This window comes from Stenotrophomonas sp. YJH_SMC_122, assembly GCF_059369535.1.
The window spans coordinates 713,507-733,605 of the sequence record NZ_JCAFST010000001.1 but is presented as its reverse complement, the minus strand read 5'-3'; the positions used below and the strand labels follow the sequence as shown (position 1 = coordinate 733,605).

Genomic DNA, 20,099 nt, shown 5'->3' with positions numbered 1-20,099 from the left:
TGCGGGCGCAGAGAGGATAAACAGCCGAATGCGATGTCGGGATGATGATCCGGTGCGCCGACAGGGCCGCGTTCAGCTAACTGACCGGATCGCTCGGGTCCCCCTTTACCCCGCCCCCGACTGGCGGTATGCCGCCAGCGCAGCATCGCGGCCCTCAGCCAGGCCCACCATCGGCGTGCGTGGATAGCCAGGTGCGTGTGCGGCCAGGAGCAGAGGATGCTGCCACGGCGCAAACCGCGCCTTCACCGGCAGTGCCGCCAGCTCGGGCACCCAGCGGCTGATGTAGCGGGCCTGCGGATCGAACTTCTCGGCCTGGGTGACCGGGTTGAACACCCGGAAGTACGGCGCGGCATCGGCGCCGGTCCCGGCCACCCATTGCCAGCCCATCGTGTTGTTCGCCAGATCGGCATCGACCAGGGTGTCCCAGAACCAGCGCGCGCCATGCAGCCAGTGCGCGCGAAGGTGCTTGCACAGGTAACTGGCGACGATCATCCGCACCCGGTTATGCATGTAGCCGGTGTGCCACAGCTCGCGCAGTCCGGCATCAACGATCGGCACGCCGGTGTTGCCGCGCTGCCAGTCGTGCAGTTGCGCTGCAGTCGGCGCCGCCCAAGGGAAGCGGTCGAAACGCGGATTGAGGTTGTCCGTGGGCGTCTTCGGAAAGTGATGCAACAGGTGGTAGGCGAAATCACGCCAGCCCAGCTGCCGCAGATAGCCGTCGATGTCGGCATCGGTGCCGGCACTGCGCAGTGTTTCCAGCGCATGCGCGATGCGCCACGGTGCGATCTCACCGAAATGCAGGTGCGGAGACATCCGCGAGGTGCCCACACGGTCGGGCAGGTCTCGCTGCTCGCGGTAACCGCGCAAGGCACCGTCCTCGAACACCGACAGCGCCTCCAGCGCACCGGCTTCGCCCGGCTGCCAGTACTCCCAGAAGCCGGTATCCCAATCCAGCGTCGGTGCAAGCTGGAGATCATCAAGTGCGAGGCTGTCGACCGCGTGCGTCGTCAGTGCCTCCGGTGCGGCCTGCAGTGCCGGCAGGCGCCAATGACTGAGCACGTTGCGCCAGTACGGCGTGAACACCTTGTACGGCTGTCCCTGCTGGGTCGCAATGTCCCAGGGCTCGAACAACAGGCTGCCATTGCAGCTCTGCGCGTCGACGCCCTGCTCGCGCAGCGTGCGCTTGATGGTGGCGTCGCGAGGCTGGGTGGCCGGCTCGTACTTGCGGTTCCAGTACACCGCCTCGGCGCCGGTCTGCTCGACCAGCAATTGGAGGGCCGGCAGGCTGTCACCGCTGCGCAGCACCAACGACGAGCCGCGCGTGCGCAGGTCGGCATCCAAGGCGCCCAGTGAACGGTGGCGCCACGCATCGGAGGCCGCACCCGGCACCCACCCGCCCTCCTCGTGCGGCGCGTGGACGTAGACCGGCACCACATCGTGGCCCGCGTCCAGCGCGGCCTGCAGGGCCGGATTGTCCTGCAGCCGCAGATCACGGCGGAACCATACCAATGCTACCGACACAGACACCGCCCCCGTTGTTGAAGGCGGACATGATAGCCAGGGGCAGTGAAGGAGATGCGCGCGCCAGACCATCCACGCGTGGCATGGATCTACTTGCCGAAGCGCTGCATCGCCTCGCTGATCAGCGCACGCGCTTCGGCCGCGTTGCCCCAGCCATTGAGCTGCACCGGATTGCGCCCCGCCGGCAGCTCCTTGTAGACCCGGAAGAAGGCCTCGATGCGCTGACGCTCGACCTCCGGCAGATCCTCCAGATCGCGGACAGCCGCGTAGGTCGGGTCAACCCTGTCGGTCGGTACGCCGATGATTTTCTCATCGTGCTCGCCGCCGTCGATCATCTTCAGGTAACCGACGGGCCGGAAACGCACGATCACGCCCGGATACAGGGGCTCGCGGGTCAGCACCAGCGCATCCAGCGGATCATTGTCACCGGCCAGGGTGCGTGGGATCGAGCCGTAATTGGCCGGATAGGCGACCGGCATGGACTGGAAGCGGTCCACATGCACCAGGCCGTCTTCCTTGATCTCGTACTTGGTGACGCTGCCGGCCGGAATCTCCACCGCCAGATTCACTTCCCGCGGGGCTTCCCTTGGCTGGGCCACCAGGAATGGATGCAGCACGGTATCGGCAGCGGTCACCACACTGGTCAGCAACAGCAGTGCGGCGCCGATGGCAGCGAGAGGAAGGATGCGACGGGGCGTGATCATCGGCCTCTCCTCATTCCCAGCAGCGATCGGCGCGACCCTTGGCGGTCTGCGCACGCGGGCAGTCGCGCGGTGCGATGCGGCCTTCGGTCAGCTCCATGCGCTGCTTTCCCCCCTTGGCATCGCGGCGCAGTTCGAAGGCATCGTAGAGACGGCCGGTCACGGTGCGCGCTTCATAGCGCAGGCGCTGCGGGTCGATGTTCAACACCTGGAACAACTGGGTGTCTTCGGCCACTGGGTTCATCGTCCTGCGCGCTTCATCGGACAGGCGGTACTGCTTCGGTCCCGCTACAGTCACCACGTACTGCGGCGTTGCGGCCTGCCCTTCGCCACGGCGGCCATAGGTGTGGTCGTGGCCCTGCAGCACCAGATCGACGTTGTGGCGGCGTACCACCGGCAGCAGCACGTCACGCAACGCGGCGTTCTCGCGCCCTTCGCGCGGCGAGTAGAACGGCTGGTGCAGCAACACGATGGTCCACGGCTGGGGATTGCCGGTCAGCACCTTGTCCAGCCATTGTGCCTGTGCCGTGGCGGTGCCGAGGTCGAGTGCCGATGTGCCGTCTACCACAGCCACGCGCACGCCCTGCGCATCGAACCAGTAGCTGGTCTGCTGCGCAGCGCTGGCACCATTGCCCGGCAACGCGAACGTGACCGGCCAGTGGCGGCCCAGCACGCGGCGCTCCTGCGGGGTGTCCTCGAATTCCTCGAAGTACTCGTGGTTGCCGATGGCCGGCGCCACCAGCGTTTCCTGCGCCAGCCAGCCGACGGCGGCAAACCATTCTCCCCACTCGCTGTCATCCATGTTGTCGCCGCCGCTGACCAGGTCGCCGGCAAACAGGCTCATGCGTGCCTGCGGTGCGGCCTTCTGTGCGGCACGCACCACGCGGCTGACATGGCTGACGTTCTTGTTCTGGGTATCACCGAAGTACAGCAGGGTCAGCGGCTGGTCGGCGGCGGCCAGCGTGCGCAGCTGGTTCCATGCACTCCAACTGCCGTTGCCCTGCACACGGTAGACGTACTGGGTATCCGGCTGCAGGCCATCGATATCTGCACGATGGTGGTGCGACAGGCCGTTCTCGGTCTGCAGCGCGCGGGTCGTCGCACGGACCTGGCGGATGCCTTCGATGGCCGGCGAATCTGCGGCCAGCGCGATCTCCATCAACGGCGCCTGCACGCTGCCGTCGGTGCGCCAGGCCACCGCGAAGCCTTGGCTGGAATCGGCCGCCGGCGAGACGACGATGCGGTCCGGCACCGTCGTCGCTGCGTAGTGGCGGCTGCCCGCCGGCACCTGGGTATTCGGTTCGGCCGCCGCGAACGACAGCGACGGCAGCGCCAGCAGCAGACCCAGGGCCAGCGTGCGCATCACGCACTGCCGACTCATGCGCCACACTCCAGCGGCAGCGCCAGCTGCTTGGCGATGCTCTCCCAGTCGAACGCCACCACGCCCTGGTCGTCATGCACGGCATACAGCGCACCGTGCGGGAAGCGCGTGCTGGCTTGCTGCATCATCCAGATGCCGTCGGTGTTGGCCACGGTATTGCCCTGGAACGCGCCAACCGGCTTCAGCGTGTGCCGGTCGAACAGATGGAACACGCTGCGCTGCTTGCCCTGTTCGGTGGTGATCCACCAGCCATCCTTGCCGCAGGTGCGCAGGGTCACGCCTTCGGCCTGCGCCTTGAACACGTCGCGGCCGAAGGTGGTGCCGGTGAAGCGGCCCGCCAGGGTGTAGACCTTGAACTCGCTGGCGTAGCTCTCGTCCTCTTCGGCGATCAGCAGGCGGTCGTTCTCGGGATCGCCCCAGATCGACTCGACCACGCGCAGCGCTCCCGCCTCGGTGGTATCGCCGATGCTGGCCACCCGCTTCGCGTCGACCTTCTCGCCATCGCGGGTCACGTGATACTGGCGCACGCGCTTGTCCAGCTCGGCCAGCGGCGGCAGGATGTCATGCCCCTGTGCATCCTCGCCGTTGTCCCAGGAGTCGGTGACGTAGACGCTGTAGCCATCGGCACGACGGTCGACCCACAGTCCGTAAGGCTTGCGCAGGTCGTCCGCAGCGAACGTCGCCAGCGGCGTGAAGTCCGGCAGGCGCAGTACCTGCACGCGGTGATTGTCGCGCTCCACGATCCACAGCAGGTCGTCGATCACCGCGATACCGTTTGGGCGGTCGAACTGCCCCGGTGCGGTGCCGCTGCTGCCGACGTCACGCAGGTGCTGTCCGGTGCTGCCGTCGTAGACCACCAGCTTGTCGGTGGCCTTGGCGGTGGCGATCAGCCACAGCGCGCCGTCCGGCGCGCGCCAGGCCGCGGGGGAATCGATGTTGTCGGCCGGGGTCATCGGTGACAGGAAGGCCTCGGCGATGGTGGTGACCACGCGCTCGCCCCCGGCGGCCGGCGCGGCCGCTCCCGCAACCGGATCGGTGCCGGTGGCCGGCGTGCAGCCGGCGACCAGCGCAGCTGCCAGCGCGGCGGCCAGGACGGTGACGCCCCGCCCCCTCACAGCGCCACCTTCAGGCCCAGCGCATAGGTGCGGCCGTACTCTTCCATCTGCAGGGTGCGCGAACGGGTGCCCTGGTAAAGCTCCAATGGCTTGTCCAGCAGGTTCTGCGCTTCGAAGTACACGCTCACGCGCGGAGTGAACTTGTAGTCAAGCGAGAAATCGAGCTGGGTGTTGGGTGCCACGTAGATGTCGAATGCGCGCCCCTTGCCGATGCTGTCCAGGTACTCGCTGCGGTACACGGCCGCCAGGCGCGTGCTCAAGCCGTACTTCTCGTAGCCGATGTGTGCGCTGTAGACGTGCCTGGAGGCGCGTGGCAGGGTGAAGTCCTCGCCCGCACGGTCCTCGATGCCGGCATCGAACTTCGTATCCAGCCAGGTGCCACTGGCGCCGACCAGCAGGCCATCCAGGCCGTCCGGCAGGAAGGCCAGCTGCTGCTGCCAGTTGAACTCCGCACCACGCACGGTGGCCTTGCGACCGTTGATCGGCTGCGTCACATCGAATCCACCGTAGGCCGGATCATTGGTGCGCACGGTTTCGACGATGTAGCCATCGATCGACTTGTGGAACAGGCCCAGCGAAACGATGCCGCTGCTGCCGATGTACTTCTCCACCGACAGGTCGATGTTCTTCGACTCGTACGGATCCAGTTCCGGGTTGCCCAGGCGCACTTCCTCGTCACCGCGGCTGTAACCCACGCGCGGCGAGACGTCGCCGAAGGACGGGCGCGATACGGTCTTGTTGGCCGAGGCGCGCAGCACCCAGTCATCGGCCGCGTCATAGCGCAGGTGCAGGCCCGGCAGCACGTTGGTGTAGCTACTGTTGGCCACGCGCGGGGCAACAGTGAAGCTGCGGCCGTTCGCCGCCACGTCCACCTGGTTGCCGACCGCCTTGAAGCGGGTGTTCTCCACGCGCACGCCGCCGATGATGCGCAGCGCGCCCACGTCCCAGGTTCCCATGGCGTAGCTGGCGAAGATGTCCTCGCTGGCCACGTAATCCTCTTCCAGCGACGTCATCGCATTGCCGCCGACGTCCTGCGGGCGGGCGCTGTACTGGCTGCCATTGGCCGCCCAGAAGGCACGCATCGCAGCCGAATCCATGCCATCGCCGAAGTTGCCGTGGCGATGTTCGGGCGAGGAAGTGGTCCAGCCCGACAGCGCCACCTTCGGGCCGACGCGCAGTTCGCGCTCATCCACATTCACGTCGCGGTCGCGCCAGCGGCCCAGCAGACCGAACTTGATGCTGCTGCTGTCGCCGTCGAAGCGCACGTTGACCTGCGCGCTGTGCTCCTTGTCGTTCACCTGCTTGGGCGAAAGCACGAAGCGGTCGAACGCGTAGTTGCTGTTGTCCAGCCACTGCGGGTTGTCGAAGCTGTAGCTGGGCAGCCGGCTGCTCTGGTCCAGGCTGCCGTTGAACGCCTTGCCGTTGAGCTTGAAGCGCGCCTCCATCTCGTCGTTCACGCGCTCTTCGGTACGGGTGTAGCCGATCCGGTAATCGACCACGGCGTTGGTCAACTTGTTCTCGCCGCCCAGGCTGGCCGCGAAGGTGTTTTCCTTCTTGGTGCGGTAGCGCATGCGCTTGTCGATCGAATCCTTCGGCATGCCATCCAGGCGGTACTGGTCGGTGCCGGTCTTGACCATCGTCGCGTCGTCGAAGTTGAAGATCACGCGCTGGCGGGTCTCCGCATCGTCGAACTGGCTGTACAGCGTGCGCAGGTAGTACCTGCTGTCTTCGTCCGGCCGCCAGTCGAGGTTGAGGTTGGCGCCGATGCGCTTGCGCTCGATCTCGTACTTGCGGTGCTGCAGGTTGATCGCGGTCACGTCACCGGCGGCGGCATCGTCCTCGCCGTCGTACTCCACTTCGGTGTTGTCCGACTCGAACCTGCGCTTCTGGTAGTTCACGCCCAGCGCCACGCCGAAGGTGTCGTTGAACACTTCGCTGTAGTTGAAGGCCGCCTTCGGGCTGGTCTCGCCGGACAGCTGCTGATGACTGCCCTCGATCTTGCCACGCAGGCTGCGACCGTCGCGGTCGAAGGCCGAGGCCGATTCCACCAGCACAGCACCGCCGATGGCATCGCCGGGCATGTCCGGGGTCGGCGACTTCACCACGCGCAGGCGTTCGGTGGAATCGGAGGGAATCACGTCCAGCGGCGCGGCACGGCTGGAATCCTCCGGCGTGCCCACGGCAATGCCATCCACGCTGACGCTGTTGAGATTGGCGTCCAGGCCACGGATGACCACGAAACGGCCCTCGCCCTGGTCACGGGTCACGCTGATGCCCGGCAGGCGCTGCAGTGATTCGGCCACGTTCTTGTCCGGGTACTGGCCCAGGGCATCGGAGGACACCGCGTCTTCGATGGCGTCGCTGCCGCGCTTGAGGTCGACCGCGCGGATCTGCGATTCGAGCTGGGCGCGCACCTCGATTCGATCAAGGTCGACCGCGTCGGCCGCCACGGCGCCGGTGGCGGCTACCGCCTGCTGCCCGGCGGCCTGCAGCGGTGCCGCGGCCCCCATTGCCAGGGTCAGGGTGATGGCAACGGCCAACGGAGTCTTGATATGCACTGGGAATCCCCATTCCTGTTAAGAATGGGTCTGCACGGTATGTCCGCAAGGTTGCATGGCCGTGACATGCGTCTGCACATTTCATGTACGGCGGCTGCGGGCCCGGTTTGGGCTTCGCCCCGCCAATCCGGCAAAATGGCGGCCTCTCTCCCTATTCCCCTTCCCGACCATGAAGATCGTCGAAGTGCGCCACCCGCTGGTGCAGCACAAGATCGGCCTGATGCGCAACGCTGCGCTCAGCACCAAGGATTTCCGCGAACTGGCCAACGAGCTGGGTACGCTGCTGGCCTACGAGGCCACCGCCGACCTGGATACCGAGCCGCACACCCTGGCCGGCTGGGCCGGCCCGGTGACGGTGCAGCGCATTGCCGGCGCCAAGATCACCGTGGTGCCGATCCTGCGTGCCGGCCTGGGCATGCTCAGCGGCGTGCTGTCGCTGATCCCGGCGGCCCGTGTCAGCGTGGTCGGCCTGCAGCGCGATGAAGAAACCCTGCAGCCGGTGCCCTACTTCGAGCGCCTGACCGGCCGCCTGGAAGAGCGCGACGCACTGATCCTCGACCCGATGCTGGCCACCGGCGGCACGCTGATCGCCACCATTGACATGCTCAAGCGCGCCGGCGCCCGTCGCATCAAGGGCATCTTCCTGGTGGCCGCGCCCGAAGGCATCGAAGCAGTGAAGGCCGTGCATCCGGACGTGGAAATCTACACGGCGGCCATCGATGCCCAGCTCAACGACAAGGGCTACATCCTGCCCGGACTGGGCGACGCGGGTGACCGCATCTTCGGCACCCGCGTCGGCTGATCCGGCGGAACCGGGGGCCAGAGCCCTTTCTTCGCAGAAGGACTCTGGCCACGACGACAGGGCCGGATCCATCCCCCAGGGGGGTTATCCACCTACATCCAGCGTTCGCGGGTGCGCATCACCCCTGCGTGCGGACGCCAGACCACGTGGCGTGGCCAATGCGTGATTCTTCACGTGGCCTTGCCGGCCGGAGGCGAATGCTCCGCGCACCCGCCCCCTTGGAGCTCGCGATGAAGGCCTCTTTCCTGCTGGCCGCCGTCCTGCTGGCCGGCCTCCCCCTGGCTGCCAACGCCACCACCCCGCAGCAGCAACGCATGGCCGAATGCTCGGCCAAGAACAAGGGCTTGAAGGGGGATGCCTACAAGACCGCGCAGAGCTCCTGCCTCAGTGGCCAGGCCGCCGAAACCAAGCCGGTCAATACGCAGCAGGAACGCATGCGCAAGTGCAACGCTGACGCCGGCGCGAAGAAGCTGGCAGGCGATGCGCGCAAGACCTTCATGAGCAGCTGCCTGAAGGCGTCGTAACGACGAGTGATGTAGAGCCGAGCCCACGCTCGGCTCTGCCATTAGCCCAGCGCGCGCGCCTTCAGTTCGCCCTGTTCGTGCAGGGTCACGAAACGTCCCTTGTCATCACGGCCCAGCTGCGCCAGCGCCACCTGCGGGTCGTGGGTGAAGAACAGCCGCACGTTGCGCGCCAGCTTGTCTTCAAGGAACTGCCGCTTCTCGTCGATCAGCAATTCGGCATTGCGGTCATAGCCCATGGTGATCGGCACGTGCACCCATGAACGACCTGGGATGAGGTCGGCACAGAACACCACGCCACCGTGCGCATCTTCACCGGCATGCGCATGACCAACGATCTCGGCCAGCATCAGCCCCGGCGTATGCCCATCGCTGTAGCTGAAGCGCACGCTGCGGCCGAGCGCCTTCGAGTACTCCCCCTCCACCACTTCCAAGCGGCCACTGGCCTGCAGCAGGCCGGGCAGCTCAGGAATGAAACTGGCCCGATCGCGCGGGTGTGGCTGCACGGCGCGCTGCCAATGCTGCGCACCAACCACATAGGTTGCGTTGGGGAACAGCAGCTCGGGCTCGCGCCCTTCGCTCCATGCGGCAAGCAGGCCACCGGCATGATCGAAGTGCAGGTGGCTGAGCACCACCACGTCGATGTCCTCGTGCTCGAAACCCGCTTCGCGCAGTGAATCGATCAGCACGTGCTGGCTTTCCTGCACGCCGTAGCGCTCGCGCATGCGCGGGTCGAAGAACGCACCGATACCGGTTTCAAACAGTACTGTCTTGCCTTCCAGCGGACTGGCAAGCAGCGCACGGCAGGCCAGCTCGATGCGATTGAGCTCGTCCGGAGCCGCCCATTTTTCCCACAACGCGCGCGGCGCGTTGCCGAACATCGCGCCGCCGTCCAGGCGCTGCGAGTTTCCACGAATAGACCAGAGTTTCATGCGTCGATTATCGGCGCCGGACCGTTAAATAATCGCTAGAAAGGAAACAGGAAACCCCGCTGGTGGGCGGGGTCCTGGTGATCTGCCAGATTGCCGGCCAGTGGCCGGCACCACCACATCAGTGGGCCGGCACGACCTGGGCACTGCCCACCGGATTGCGCGGGTCGCTGCCGCCGAACAGCTTGTTCGCCTTGCGGTCCCATTCCACGGTCTGCAGGTTGCCCCACACGTGGCTGGAACCGCGACCGCCGGCGGCGACATTGCCCGGCAGGTCGATCCTGTGGCCCATCGCCTGCAGCTGCTTCACCGTCGCCGCGTCGAACGCATCGTCCTCGGCTTCGATCAGGTCCGGCAGCCACTGGTGGTGGTAGCGCGGCAGCGCGGCAACCTGCTGCGCGTCCAGGCCGGCGTCGTAGCCGAGGATGCCCAGCAGCACCATGGTGATGATGCGGCTGCCACCCGGAGTGCCCAGCACGATCACCTTGTCGCTGTTTTCCATGAAGGTCGGCGTCATCGAGCTGAGCATGCGCTTGCCCGGCTTCGGCGCATTGGCCTCGTAGCCCATCACGCCGAAGGCATTGGGCGTACCCGGCTTCAGCGCGAAATCGTCCATTTCGTTGTTCAGCAGCACGCCGGTGCCCTTGGGAATGAGCCCCGAGCCGTACAGCAGGTTGACGGTCTGGGTGGCGCCGACGCGGTTGCCGTCGCGGTCGATGATCGAGAAGTGCGTGGTCTCGTCGTCCTCCAGCGGCGTCGGGTTGCCCGACAGCAGGTCGCTGGGCGTGGCCTTCTCCGGATGGATGGTCGCGCGCAGGCCCTGTGCGTAGTCCTTGCTGGTCAGCACCTTCTGCGGGATCTGCACGAAGTCCGGATCGCCGAGGAAGAACGTACGGTCGCGGTAGGCGCGGCGCATTGACTCCACCACCAGGTGGGTACGGTGCGCCGGATCCATCTTCCTGATGTCCCAGCCTTCCAGGATCTGCAGCATGCTGGCCAGCGCGATGCCACCGGACGACGGCGGCGGCGCGGTGGTGATCTTCCAGCCGTTGTAGTTGAACACGATCGGCTCGCGCTGCTTCACGCGATAGCCGGCCAGCTCTTCGGCGGTCCACCTGCCGCCGGCCTGCCTGACGCCCGCCAGCAACAGCTTTCCGGTCTGGCCCTTGTAGAAGCCGTCGAAACCTCCAGCGGCCAGGCGCTCCAGCGTCTGCGCCAGCTCCGGCTGCTTGAACAGGTCACCGCTGGCGATCGGCTTGCCGTTGCGCAGATAGACTTCACGCGTGCCGGGATAGCGCTCCATCACTTCACGGCGCGACGCGTAGCCCTTGGCCATGCGCTCGTACACCGGAAAACCTTCGCGTGCGATGCGGATGGCCGGCTGCAGCGAGGCCGACAACGGCAGCTTGCCGTGCCTGGCCGACAGTTCGACCAGCGCTGCGGGCAGGCCCGGGATGCCGGCCGACCACGCACCGTTGACCGAGCGGTCGCGGTCGAGGTTGCCCTGCTTGTCGAGGAAGGCCTGCGGCGTGGCCGCCGCCGGCGCGGTCTCGCGCGCGTCCAGCATCACGTCCTTGCCGGTAGCCGCGTCATGCAGCAGGAAGAAGCCGCCACCGCCCAGCCCGGAGCTGATCGGCTCGACCACCGCCAGCGTGGACGATACCGCCACCGCCGCGTCGAAGGCGTTGCCGCCCTGCGCCAGGATATCGATGCCGGCCTGGGTGGCCAGCGCGTGGCCGCTGGCAATTGCCGCGCCATCGGGGCGTTCGGCACGGGCCGGGCCGTCGGCCCAGGCAACCGGGCTCAGCAGCAGGCCGAGCAGCAACAAGCGGCGGACGATCAGCGTCTTCATTCGGATGGGGGCTCCGCGTAGAGTTCGGGGTGATCGTGCTGCAGTTGGCGCAGCTTGGCCAGCAGCTGGTCTTCCGTTTCCACGATCTCCGGATCCGGGTCGATACACTCGACCGGGCAGACGACCACGCACTGTGGTTCGTCGAAATGGCCCACGCACTCGGTGCAGCGGGCAGGGTCGATCACGTAGATGGTTTCACCCATCGCAATGGCCTGGTTCGGGCAGGCCGGCTCGCAGACGTCGCAGTTGACGCAGAGCTCGTTGATTTTCAGCGACATGGCGATACTCCTCGCCCGCGCCTTGGGACAAAGGACCGGCCAGCGCGGGCGCGCGGGCCGGTCAGGTCATCAGCGGCACCCTTGCGGGACGCCGCCCGGGCCATGCCGGGGCATGGCCGCCATGGCTCGGTATTACTTGGCTTCGACGAAAATGTACTCGGCGCCGGTCGGCTGGATCGCCGCCTGCACGCGGGCGTTGTCGGCCGACTGGCCGATGAAGACGACGCGCACGCCCTTCATCGAATCCGGCGACACGTCCTTGAACACGGCCTGGATCATGTCAGCCATCTTGCCCGAGGCCGACGAACCGAAGGCCAGCATGTTGCCCGGCTGCACGCCACGGGCCACGGCCTGGGTCGCGCTCTCGGTCTGGCGCTCGTACTTGGCCTGGAAGTCCGGGTCCGATTCCGGCGAGAGGTAATACAGGAACGGGCTGTTGGTGATGTTGCCCATGTTCTGGATCGCCACTTCCTGCAGGTACTTCTTCCAGCCGGCATCGTCATCCTTGGCCGGAGCGACCAGGGCCTGCTTGGCTTCGTCGACCGGAGCGGCCTCTTCCTTCTTGCAGGCGGTGAAGGCCAGGGCCAACGAAGCGATCAGCATCGCGCGCATGGTGGTGTTCATGGGTTTCCTCCCGGAATGGTGCGTGGTGGTGTACGTAATGGGGTGCCGGTACTGCGGACTTACTGCTGTGCCGCCTTCGCTTCGCGGACCTTGCGCAGGGCTTCGAGCACCGCGGCCGGCACGAAACCGGACACGTCGCCGCCCAGGCGCGCGATCTCGCGGACCAGCGAGGACGAAATGAAGCTGTGCTGCTCGGCCGGGGTCAGGAACAGGGTCTCGACCTCGGGGATCAGGTGGCGGTTCATGCTGGCCATCTGGAATTCGTACTCGAAGTCGGACACCGCGCGCAGGCCGCGCAGCAGCACCCCGCCCTGGACCGAGCGTACGAAATGGGCCAGCAGGGTATCGAAGCCGATGACCTCGACGTTGCCATGGTGGCCCAGCGCGCCCCGCGCCAGCTGCACGCGCTGCTCCAGCGGCAGCGCCGGGCCCTTCGACGGGCTCTGCGCCACGCCGACCACGACCTTTTCGAACAGCGGCGCGGCCCGGCTCACAAGGTCGATGTGACCGTTGGTGATCGGGTCGAACGTGCCGGGATAGACGGCGATGCGGCGGTTGGCCACGGTCATGGGCGGTAGCAGATGTTCAGATGAGGTCAAAGTGTAGCAGTGGCACGGCGGTACAGGGCAAAGCGCACCTCGCGGGTGCCGCCCTCGCGGTGCAGCAGCCAGTCTGGCGGCAGCACCGGCACGTGGCCGGCCGGCGATTCCAGGTACAGCCAGGCGTCGGCTGCCAGGTGCCGCGGCAGCTGGGCCAGCACGTCCTGCCACAGGCCATCGGCGAAAGGCGGGTCGATGAACACCAGATCGGCCTGCTGCGCGGGCGCGCCCTGCAGCCAGCGCAGGGCATCGGCCTGCACGACGGTGATCTGGTCCACGGCCTGCAGCTTGGCGACGGCGGTGGTCAGGTTGCGTCCCAGCTGCGCATCGCGCTCGACCAGGGTGGCGTGGGCGGCACCGCGCGAGACCGCTTCCAGGCCCAATGCGCCGCTGCCGGCGAACAGGTCCAGCACCCGCGCCCCGCCCAGCTTGGGCATCAGCCAGTTGAACAGGGTTTCGCGCACGCGGTCGCTGCTGGGTCGCAACCCCGGCAGGGTCGGCACCGGCAGGCGGGTATTGCGCCAGCGACCGCCGATGATGCGGACCTGGCCGTCATTGCCCCCGCGGCCGCTCACCGGCGCCCCCGGCGGGGTTCATTCGAGAATTTCAGCATGAGCGGGATTGTAGTTCGGCTGGGCTTTGCCCGGCACCCGTCGAAGCCACGGCAACGGCCGAAGCAACGGCAAAAGCTGGATTCCTGTGGGTTGGCGGGGTGGGTCCAGTTGCGGGGGACGCCGTGAATCCGTCCATGGAGGCTCGGTCGCGCCATCCATGGCGCTCACGCCCCCGCAACCGGACCCACCCCGCCTTCGACAGTTTCCTGCGATCTGTCGGAACGGCTTTCTGCTCTCGTGGGTGCCGACCGTTGGTCGGCACGAATGAATTCATTCGATATCTGACAGATGTGCCGACCAACGGTCGGCACCTACCAACAGCCGAGTGAACCTGTCAGAGGCGGGGCGGTGTGGGTTGGCAGGACCGTTGGCGCCATGGATGGCGCCATCGAGCCCCCATGGACAGGTTTACGGCGTGTCCTGCCAATCCACACCACCCCGCCATCCCAAGGATAGCCCGCTGTTGCTATTGCTGTTGCTGTTGCTTCGGCCCCGGCGGGTGCAGGGCTGCAAGCCCTGCCGACCAACCCCTTGATTTCGGGACAATCAGCCATACCCCTTGGCGAGGCCGCACGCGCTGGCGCGGCATTGCACATGGAGCCCTATCGATGACCGAGACCACCCAGACCGAAACCCTTGGCTTCCAGACCGAAGTCAAGCAGCTGCTGCAGCTGATGATCCACTCGCTGTACTCCAACAAGGAAATCTTCCTGCGCGAGCTGGTCTCCAACGCCGCCGACGCCGCCGACAAGCTGCGCTTCGAGGCCCTGACCCAGCCGGCGCTGCTGGAAGGCGACAGCGAACTGCGCGTGCGCGTCAGCTTCGACGCCGCCGCCCACACCATCACCATCGAAGACAACGGCATTGGCATGAGCCGCGCCGAAGCCATCGCCCACCTCGGCACCATCGCCAAGTCCGGCACCGGCGACTTCCTGCGGCAGCTGTCCGGCGACCAGAAGAAGGATTCGCAGCTGATCGGCCAGTTCGGCGTCGGCTTCTACAGCGCCTTCATCGTCGCCGACGAAGTGGAAGTGACCTCGCGCCGCGCCGGCCTGGCTGCAGCCGAAGGCGTGCGCTGGACCTCGCGTGGCGAAGGCGATTTCGAAGTGGCCACCGTGGACAAGGCCGAGCGCGGTACCCGCATCGTGCTGCACCTGAAGGACGGCGAGCACGACTTCGCCGATGGCTGGCGCCTGCGCAGCATCCTCAAGAAGTACTCCGACCACATCGGCCTGCCGATCCAGATGCCGAAGGAAGGCGAAGAAGGCGCCGCCGTCGAGTGGGAGACCGTCAACCGCGCCAGCGCGCTGTGGACCCGCCCGCGCACCGAGATCAGCGACGCCGAGTACACCGAGTTCTACAAGCACGTGGCGCACGACCACAGCGACCCGCTGGCATGGAGCCACAACAAGGTCGAAGGCAAGCTGGAATACACCTCGCTGCTGTACGTGCCCGGCCGCGCGCCGTTCGACCTGTACCACCGCGATGCGCCCAAGGGCCTGAAGCTGTACGTGCAGCGCGTGTTCGTGATGGACCAGGCCGAGCAGTTCCTGCCGCTGTACCTGCGTTTCATCAAGGGCGTGGTCGATTCCAACGACCTGTCGCTGAACGTCTCGCGCGAGATCCTGCAGTCCGGCCCGGTCATCGACTCGATGAAATCGGCGCTGACCAAGCGCTCGCTGGACATGCTGGAGAAGCTGGCCACCGACAAGCCCGAGCAGTACGCCACATTCTGGAAGGAATTCGGCCAGGTGCTGAAGGAAGGCCCGGCCGAGGACTATAACAACCGCGAGAAGGTGGCCGGGCTGCTGCGCTTCGCCTCCACCCGTGGCGACGGTGATGCGCAGACCGTGTCGCTGGCCGACTACATCGGCCGCATGACCGAAGGCCAGGACAAGATCTATTACCTGACCGGCGAGAGCTACAGCCAGGTGCGCAACAGTCCGCACCTGGAAGTGTTCCGCAAGAAGGGCGTGGAAGTGCTGCTGCTGACCGACCGCATCGACGAGTGGCTGATGGGCTACCTGACCGATTTCGACGGCAAGGGCTTCGTCGACATCGCCCGTGGCGATCTCGACCTGGGCGCACTGGAAACCGATGCGGACAAGCAGGCACAGGAAGCGGCAGCGAAGGACAAGCAGGGCCTGGTCGAGCGGCTCAAGACGGTCCTGGGTGACGAAGTGGCCGAGGTGCGCGTGTCGCACCGCCTGACCGATTCGCCGGCGGTGCTGGCCATCGGCGAGCAGGACCTGGGCCTGCAGATGCGCCAGATCCTGGAAGCCAGCGGGCAGAAGGTGCCGGACAGCAAGCCGGTGCTGGAGATCAACCCGGGCCATCCGCTGATCGCCAAGCTCGACGCCGAAGCCGATGGCGCGCGCTTCGACGACCTCGGCCGGGTGCTGTTCGACCAGGCCGCGCTGGCCGCCGGTGACAGCCTGAAGGACCCGGGTGCCTATGTGGCGCGCCTGAACAAGCTGCTGCTGGAGTTGTCGGCCTGATCGACAGATCGGGTGCCGGGCAGCGTCCTGATGGAGGCCAACCCTGGTTCACGCGCGTTTGTAGGGGCGAGCCATGCTCGACTGCTCCATGAGTGCCAACCAAGGTTGGCACCTACCAGGGGGGTCTGCGTGCCAACCAAGGTTGGCACCCACCAGGGGCAGCGGTTGGCACCTGCCAATGCGGTGTTGCTCAGGCTTTCCGATCCAGCAGCGAACCCAGCAACTGGTCCTGGCGGCGTATCACCGAGGCATTGGCGGCGAAGGCCACCACCTCGGCTTTCGCCGCCAGCAGGTCCCCCAATGGCGCGCCGGCATCGGCGCCGGCCGGGGTCACCGCGGCCTGCACCCCGCCCTGCTCCGCCTCACTTCGCAGCTGTTGCACGCGCTGGGCATCGGGAGTCGCCAGGTTGGCCACGTTGTGCGCGGCCACCTGCACGCCTTGCTGGGCCGCACGCATCCCGCCTAGGGCGATTCCCATCACGTTGTTCATGGCGGTCTCCGGGCCGCTCCGCGCAACCCTCCGGACCGGTTAACGGCCGGCCGGCCGCGACCTTGAGTCCACATCGGCCCGACAGGCCCGAGTGGTAGCATATCCCCCTGATTTCAGCGCCTTTTGCCAATGCTCAGTTTTTTCCGCCGCAAGAAGCCCCAGGATGCCCCCACCACGGAGGCACCCAAGACCCAGCACTACTCGGCTGAAGAGCTGGCGGCGGCGTTCCCGTCGGCCGCCCCGGCCGAGGACGCACCCACCGCCTCGGTGGTCGAAGCCAAGGCACCGGCGCCTGCACCGGAACCGGCCCCCGTCGCCGTACAGGCCCCCGTCGCCGAAGTGCCTGCCGTGCCAGCTGCGCAGCCGGCCACCGCGTCCGAGGACGTCCAGGCTGAAGCGCTCGCTGCGGCCGCTGTGCTGGCCCCTCTGGCTCCGGTCATTCCGGTCGAGGAACCAACCGCCCCGGCCACCGACCTGCCGGCGCTGGTGGATGCCCCGCCGGCGCCCGCTGGCAAGCCCGGCTGGCGCGAACGCCTGCGCAACAGCGTCATCGCGCGCAGCTTCGGCGGCCTGTTCTCGCGCAACCCCAAGCTCGACGACGATCTGCTGGACGAGCTGGAAACCGCCCTGATCACCGCCGACGTCGGCGTGGGCGCCACCACCGATCTGGTCGAGGGCCTGCGCAAGCGCATGAAGTCGCGCGAGTTCGCCGACGCCAATGCGCTGCTGGCCGCGCTGCGCGCCGAGCTGATCGCGATCCTGCAGCCGGTGGCCAAGCCGCTGGTGATCGACCGCAACGCCAAGCCCTTCGTGGTGCTCACCGTCGGCGTCAACGGCGTCGGCAAGACCACCACCATCGGCAAGCTGGCCAAGCGCTTCAAGGATGACGGCCACAGCCTGATGCTGGCTGCCGGCGATACCTTCCGCGCCGCCGCCGTGGCCCAGCTGCAGGCCTGGGGCGAGCGCAACGGCGTGGCCGTGGTCGCACAGGGGCAGAACGCCGATGCCGCTTCGGTGGCATTCGACGCGCTGCAGGCCGGCAAGGCCCGCGGCACCTCGGTGCTGATCGCCGATACCGCCGGCCGCCTGCACACCCAGTCCGGGCTGATGAACGAGCTGGGCAAGATCCGCCGCGTGCTCGGCAAGATCGACCCCACCGCCCCGCACGAAGTGCTGATGGTGATCGACGGCACCACCGGCCAGAACGCGCTGTCGCAGCTGCGCCAGTTCAATGCCGCAGTGAACGTGACCGGCCTGGTGGTGACCAAGCTGGACGGCACTGCCAAGGGCGGCGTGGTGTTCGCGCTGGCCCGCGAGTTCGGTATTCCGATCCGCTTCGCCGGTATCGGCGAGCGTCCGGAAGACCTGCGTGTGTTCGATCCGGAAGCCTTCGTCGACGCCCTGCTGCCCGAAGCATTGGGCGCCTGATAGATCGCGCAGCCACCGCAATCTGGTGCAGCCCTCCATGGGGTGGCTCTACCAGGGCGAAGCAGAGCCACCCCATGGGTGGCCGCCTCCTTCCGGAACACTCATGCCCCGCCAGCCGCACGCCAGCGCCGACACTGCCCAGGAAGACGACTTCGTCGCCCGCCTGCTGCACTGGTTCGACGACCACGGTCGCCATGACCTGCCCTGGCAGCACCCGCGCAGCCCCTACCGGGTCTGGTTGTCGGAGATCATGCTGCAGCAGACCCAGGTGGCCACGGTCATCCCGTATTTCCAGCGTTTCCTGCAGCACTTCCCGACCCTGCCCGAGCTCGCCGCCGCCAGCAATGACGCGGTGATGGCGCAGTGGGCCGGGCTCGGCTACTACGCCCGTGCACGCAACCTGCATGCCGCGGCAAAGCGCTGCGTGGAACTGCACGACGGCGACCTGCCGCGCGATTTCGATGCATTGCATGCCCTGCCCGGCATCGGCCGCAGCACCGCTGCCGCGATCCTCAGCCAAGCCTGGAACGACCCGTTCGCGATCCTTGACGGCAACGTCAAGCGCGTACTCAGCCGCTATCACGGCATCGACGGTTTTCCCGGCCTGCCAGCCATCGAGAAACAACTGTGGGCGATTGCCGAGGCGCACGTCGCGCAGGTGCCGGCCGGGCGCATGGCCGATTACACGCAGGCGCAGATGGACCTGGGCGCGACGGTATGCAGCCGGGCCAAGCCGGCCTGCGTGATCTGCCCGCTGCAGGACGCATGCGTGGCGCGGCGCGAAGGCCGCACCGCTGAACTGCCCACGCCCAAGCCCAGCAAGACCCTGCCCGAACGCGAAGCAGTTGCACTGCTGCTGCGCGACGCCCAGCAGCGCGTGCTGCTGCAGAAGCGGCCGGACACCGGCATCTGGGCGCAGCTGTGGACGCTGCCGCAGGCCGAGGCCGGCAGCGACCTGCAGGACTGGTTTGACGCACATGTCGACGGCTCGCTCGAAGATGCAGAGGAACTGCCGGTGCTGCAGCACACCTTCAGCCACTACAGGCTGCACCTGCAGGTATTGTCACGGAAGGTACGCGGCCTGCGCGTGGAAGAACCCACGCTGCGCTGGGTCGCCAGCGACGAGCTGCCCGCATTGGGCCTGCCGGCACCGATCCGCAAACTGCTCGACGGCGCCACGATCAAGACGCCGAAACGAAATTCCAGCAAACCCCGCAACCACGAGTGAATCCCATGCCCCGAACCGTATTCTGCCAGTACGAACAACGCGATGCCGAGGGCCTGGACTTCGTGCCCTACCCTGGCGAGCTGGGCCAGCGCATCTTCAACAACATCGGCAAGCAGGCCTGGGCGGCGTGGCTGGCCCATCAGACCATGCTGATCAACGAGAACCGGCTGTCGCCGCGCACGCCGGAACATCGTGCGTTCCTTGAAGGCGAACTGGTCAAGTTCCTGTTCGAGAAGGACGCGGAAAAGCCCGCCGGCTTCACCCCGGAAGCCTGACCCACAGGTAGTGCCGGCCGCTGGCCGGCATCGCGCAGATGCCAGGTTGCCGGCCAGCGGCCGGCACTACCGCGCTATTTCGTATTTTCCTCGCGCTCCTGCACCTGCGCCTGTCGCAGCTCCTGCTCGGACGCGCGCAGGGCCTTCACGTCCAGCTTGCGGATGCTGTTGATGAAGCACGGCAGGCGCGGGCCGCCGGTGGGGTCGCGCACCAGCACCTTGTCAAAGCGCGCCGAGACACGGTTCATCTGGCTGGTCAGGCCGATGGCGGTCGCATATGGCAGGTCCTGGCAGGGACCATTCAACTCCAGCAGATAGGCTTCGCTGGGACGGGTCCACACCGCCAGCGCACTGTCGCCCAGCTCGGTCCAGCCATTGAGGCTGCCAAAGAACTGCATGTCGTTCTGCGGCGCGCCGGCGTGGGCACGGTACAGATCCAGTTTCTCGGTACTGCTGAGCCGGCCGGTGGTCGCACAGGCGGCCAGTGCCAGGCAGAGTCCGGCCATCAGCATCGGGGTCTTCATGGCGATCTCCTCGGGGAACTGTCGCCATCATGCGCCTGGGCTGGCAACGCCGGCGCGACGGCTCGCGCCCCATTCAGCCGCCGGTCGGCGGCTACTGGCCGGACCACGGTAGACGCCAACCCTGGTTGGCGCTTGCCCTGCAGGAGCAGCCGACCAAGGTC

Annotated in this window: 19 protein-coding genes; 6 read left to right on the top strand and 13 right to left on the bottom strand. The window is 66.9% G+C overall.

Annotation, left to right across the window (positions count from 1 at the left end; genetic code table 11):
* Positions 1-105 precede the first annotated feature (105 nt).
* The 5 genes from AC5P66_RS03495 to AC5P66_RS03475 form a co-directional block, all read right to left on the bottom strand.
* A complete protein-coding gene (locus AC5P66_RS03495; protein ID WP_099591106.1) occupies positions 106-1,521 on the bottom strand; it encodes a cryptochrome/photolyase family protein in 1,416 nt (471 codons plus the stop codon).
* 89 nt (positions 1,522-1,610) lie between these two features.
* Positions 1,611-2,225 carry an inorganic diphosphatase gene (locus AC5P66_RS03490; protein ID WP_049414421.1) on the bottom strand — a complete coding sequence of 205 codons (615 nt, stop codon included), beginning with the start codon at positions 2,223-2,225 and terminating at the stop codon, positions 1,611-1,613.
* Between the two features lie 10 nt (positions 2,226-2,235).
* A complete protein-coding gene (locus AC5P66_RS03485) occupies positions 2,236-3,585 on the bottom strand; it encodes a purple acid phosphatase family protein (RefSeq protein WP_239666654.1) in 1,350 nt (449 codons plus the stop codon).
* A 14-nt stretch (positions 3,586-3,599) separates the two neighbouring features.
* On the bottom strand, positions 3,600-4,718 hold the full coding sequence (locus tag AC5P66_RS03480) for an NHL repeat-containing protein (RefSeq protein ID WP_099495495.1): 1,119 nt from the start codon (positions 4,716-4,718) through the stop codon (positions 3,600-3,602).
* On the bottom strand, positions 4,715-7,228 hold the full coding sequence (locus AC5P66_RS03475) for a TonB-dependent receptor (RefSeq protein ID WP_428993137.1): 2,514 nt from the start codon (positions 7,226-7,228) through the stop codon (positions 4,715-4,717). The genes AC5P66_RS03480 and AC5P66_RS03475 overlap by 4 nt, the downstream gene beginning before the upstream one ends.
* A 217-nt stretch (positions 7,229-7,445) precedes the next feature.
* Here AC5P66_RS03475 and upp point away from each other — a divergent pair, with 217 nt between their 5' ends.
* Together upp and AC5P66_RS03465 are read left to right on the top strand one after the other, a co-directional pair.
* Complete coding sequence (gene upp / locus AC5P66_RS03470; protein ID WP_005416149.1) at positions 7,446-8,078, top strand: uracil phosphoribosyltransferase; 633 nt, start codon at positions 7,446-7,448, stop codon at positions 8,076-8,078.
* Positions 8,079-8,308: 230 nt separating this feature from the next.
* On the top strand, positions 8,309-8,602 hold the full coding sequence (locus AC5P66_RS03465) for a PsiF family protein (RefSeq protein ID WP_049413317.1): 294 nt from the start codon (positions 8,309-8,311) through the stop codon (positions 8,600-8,602).
* A gap of 41 nt (positions 8,603-8,643) precedes the next feature.
* Here the strand turns inward: AC5P66_RS03465 and AC5P66_RS03460 are convergent, their stop codons facing one another.
* From AC5P66_RS03460 to rsmD, 6 genes are all read right to left on the bottom strand, one after another.
* On the bottom strand, positions 8,644-9,531 hold the full coding sequence (locus AC5P66_RS03460) for an MBL fold metallo-hydrolase (protein WP_019661213.1): 888 nt from the start codon (positions 9,529-9,531) through the stop codon (positions 8,644-8,646).
* Positions 9,532-9,649: 118 nt separating this feature from the next.
* Positions 9,650-11,380 carry a gamma-glutamyltransferase gene (gene ggt, locus AC5P66_RS03455; RefSeq protein WP_099486946.1) on the bottom strand — a complete coding sequence of 577 codons (1,731 nt, stop codon included), beginning with the start codon at positions 11,378-11,380 and terminating at the stop codon, positions 9,650-9,652.
* Entirely contained in the window at positions 11,377-11,658 is a 282-nt protein-coding gene (locus AC5P66_RS03450) for a YfhL family 4Fe-4S dicluster ferredoxin (protein ID WP_004153175.1), read from the bottom strand. Before AC5P66_RS03450 ends, ggt begins: the two co-directional genes overlap by 4 nt.
* A gap of 132 nt (positions 11,659-11,790) precedes the next feature.
* Positions 11,791-12,282: a hypothetical protein gene (locus AC5P66_RS03445; protein WP_005409092.1), complete on the bottom strand. Its 492-nt coding sequence runs from the start codon at positions 12,280-12,282 to the stop codon at positions 11,791-11,793.
* A gap of 59 nt (positions 12,283-12,341) precedes the next feature.
* On the bottom strand, positions 12,342-12,851 hold the full coding sequence (coaD, locus tag AC5P66_RS03440) for a pantetheine-phosphate adenylyltransferase (protein ID WP_049413313.1): 510 nt from the start codon (positions 12,849-12,851) through the stop codon (positions 12,342-12,344).
* Positions 12,852-12,877: 26 nt separating this feature from the next.
* A complete protein-coding gene (gene rsmD / locus AC5P66_RS03435) occupies positions 12,878-13,456 on the bottom strand; it encodes a 16S rRNA (guanine(966)-N(2))-methyltransferase RsmD (RefSeq protein WP_099495498.1) in 579 nt (192 codons plus the stop codon).
* A gap of 647 nt (positions 13,457-14,103) precedes the next feature.
* Here rsmD and htpG point away from each other — a divergent pair.
* On the top strand, positions 14,104-15,993 hold the full coding sequence (gene htpG, locus AC5P66_RS03430) for a molecular chaperone HtpG (protein WP_049413463.1): 1,890 nt from the start codon (positions 14,104-14,106) through the stop codon (positions 15,991-15,993).
* 190 nt (positions 15,994-16,183) lie between these two features.
* On the opposite strand, the gene AC5P66_RS03425 is transcribed toward htpG, so the two are convergent.
* Positions 16,184-16,483: a hypothetical protein gene (locus AC5P66_RS03425; RefSeq protein ID WP_049413464.1), complete on the bottom strand. Its 300-nt coding sequence runs from the start codon at positions 16,481-16,483 to the stop codon at positions 16,184-16,186.
* Positions 16,484-16,612: 129 nt separating this feature from the next.
* Here AC5P66_RS03425 and ftsY point away from each other — a divergent pair, with 129 nt between their 5' ends.
* The 3 genes from ftsY to AC5P66_RS03410 all read left to right on the top strand — a co-directional run bounded on the left by ftsY (position 16,613) and on the right by AC5P66_RS03410 (position 19,414).
* Positions 16,613-17,911, top strand: coding sequence for a signal recognition particle-docking protein FtsY (gene ftsY, locus AC5P66_RS03420; protein ID WP_049413467.1), 1,299 nt, complete (start codon positions 16,613-16,615; stop codon positions 17,909-17,911).
* 103 nt (positions 17,912-18,014) lie between these two features.
* Positions 18,015-19,139 carry an A/G-specific adenine glycosylase gene (gene mutY, locus AC5P66_RS03415; RefSeq protein WP_099495499.1) on the top strand — a complete coding sequence of 375 codons (1,125 nt, stop codon included), beginning with the start codon at positions 18,015-18,017 and terminating at the stop codon, positions 19,137-19,139.
* 5 nt (positions 19,140-19,144) lie between these two features.
* The gene (locus AC5P66_RS03410; protein WP_014036808.1) at positions 19,145-19,414 is read left to right on the top strand and encodes an oxidative damage protection protein; all 270 of its coding nucleotides are present in this window, start codon (positions 19,145-19,147) and stop codon (positions 19,412-19,414) included.
* Positions 19,415-19,488: 74 nt separating this feature from the next.
* On the opposite strand, the gene AC5P66_RS03405 is transcribed toward AC5P66_RS03410, so the two are convergent.
* The gene (locus tag AC5P66_RS03405; protein WP_099495500.1) at positions 19,489-19,938 is read right to left on the bottom strand and encodes a DUF6491 family protein; all 450 of its coding nucleotides are present in this window, start codon (positions 19,936-19,938) and stop codon (positions 19,489-19,491) included.
* Positions 19,939-20,099: the final 161 nt, after the last annotated feature.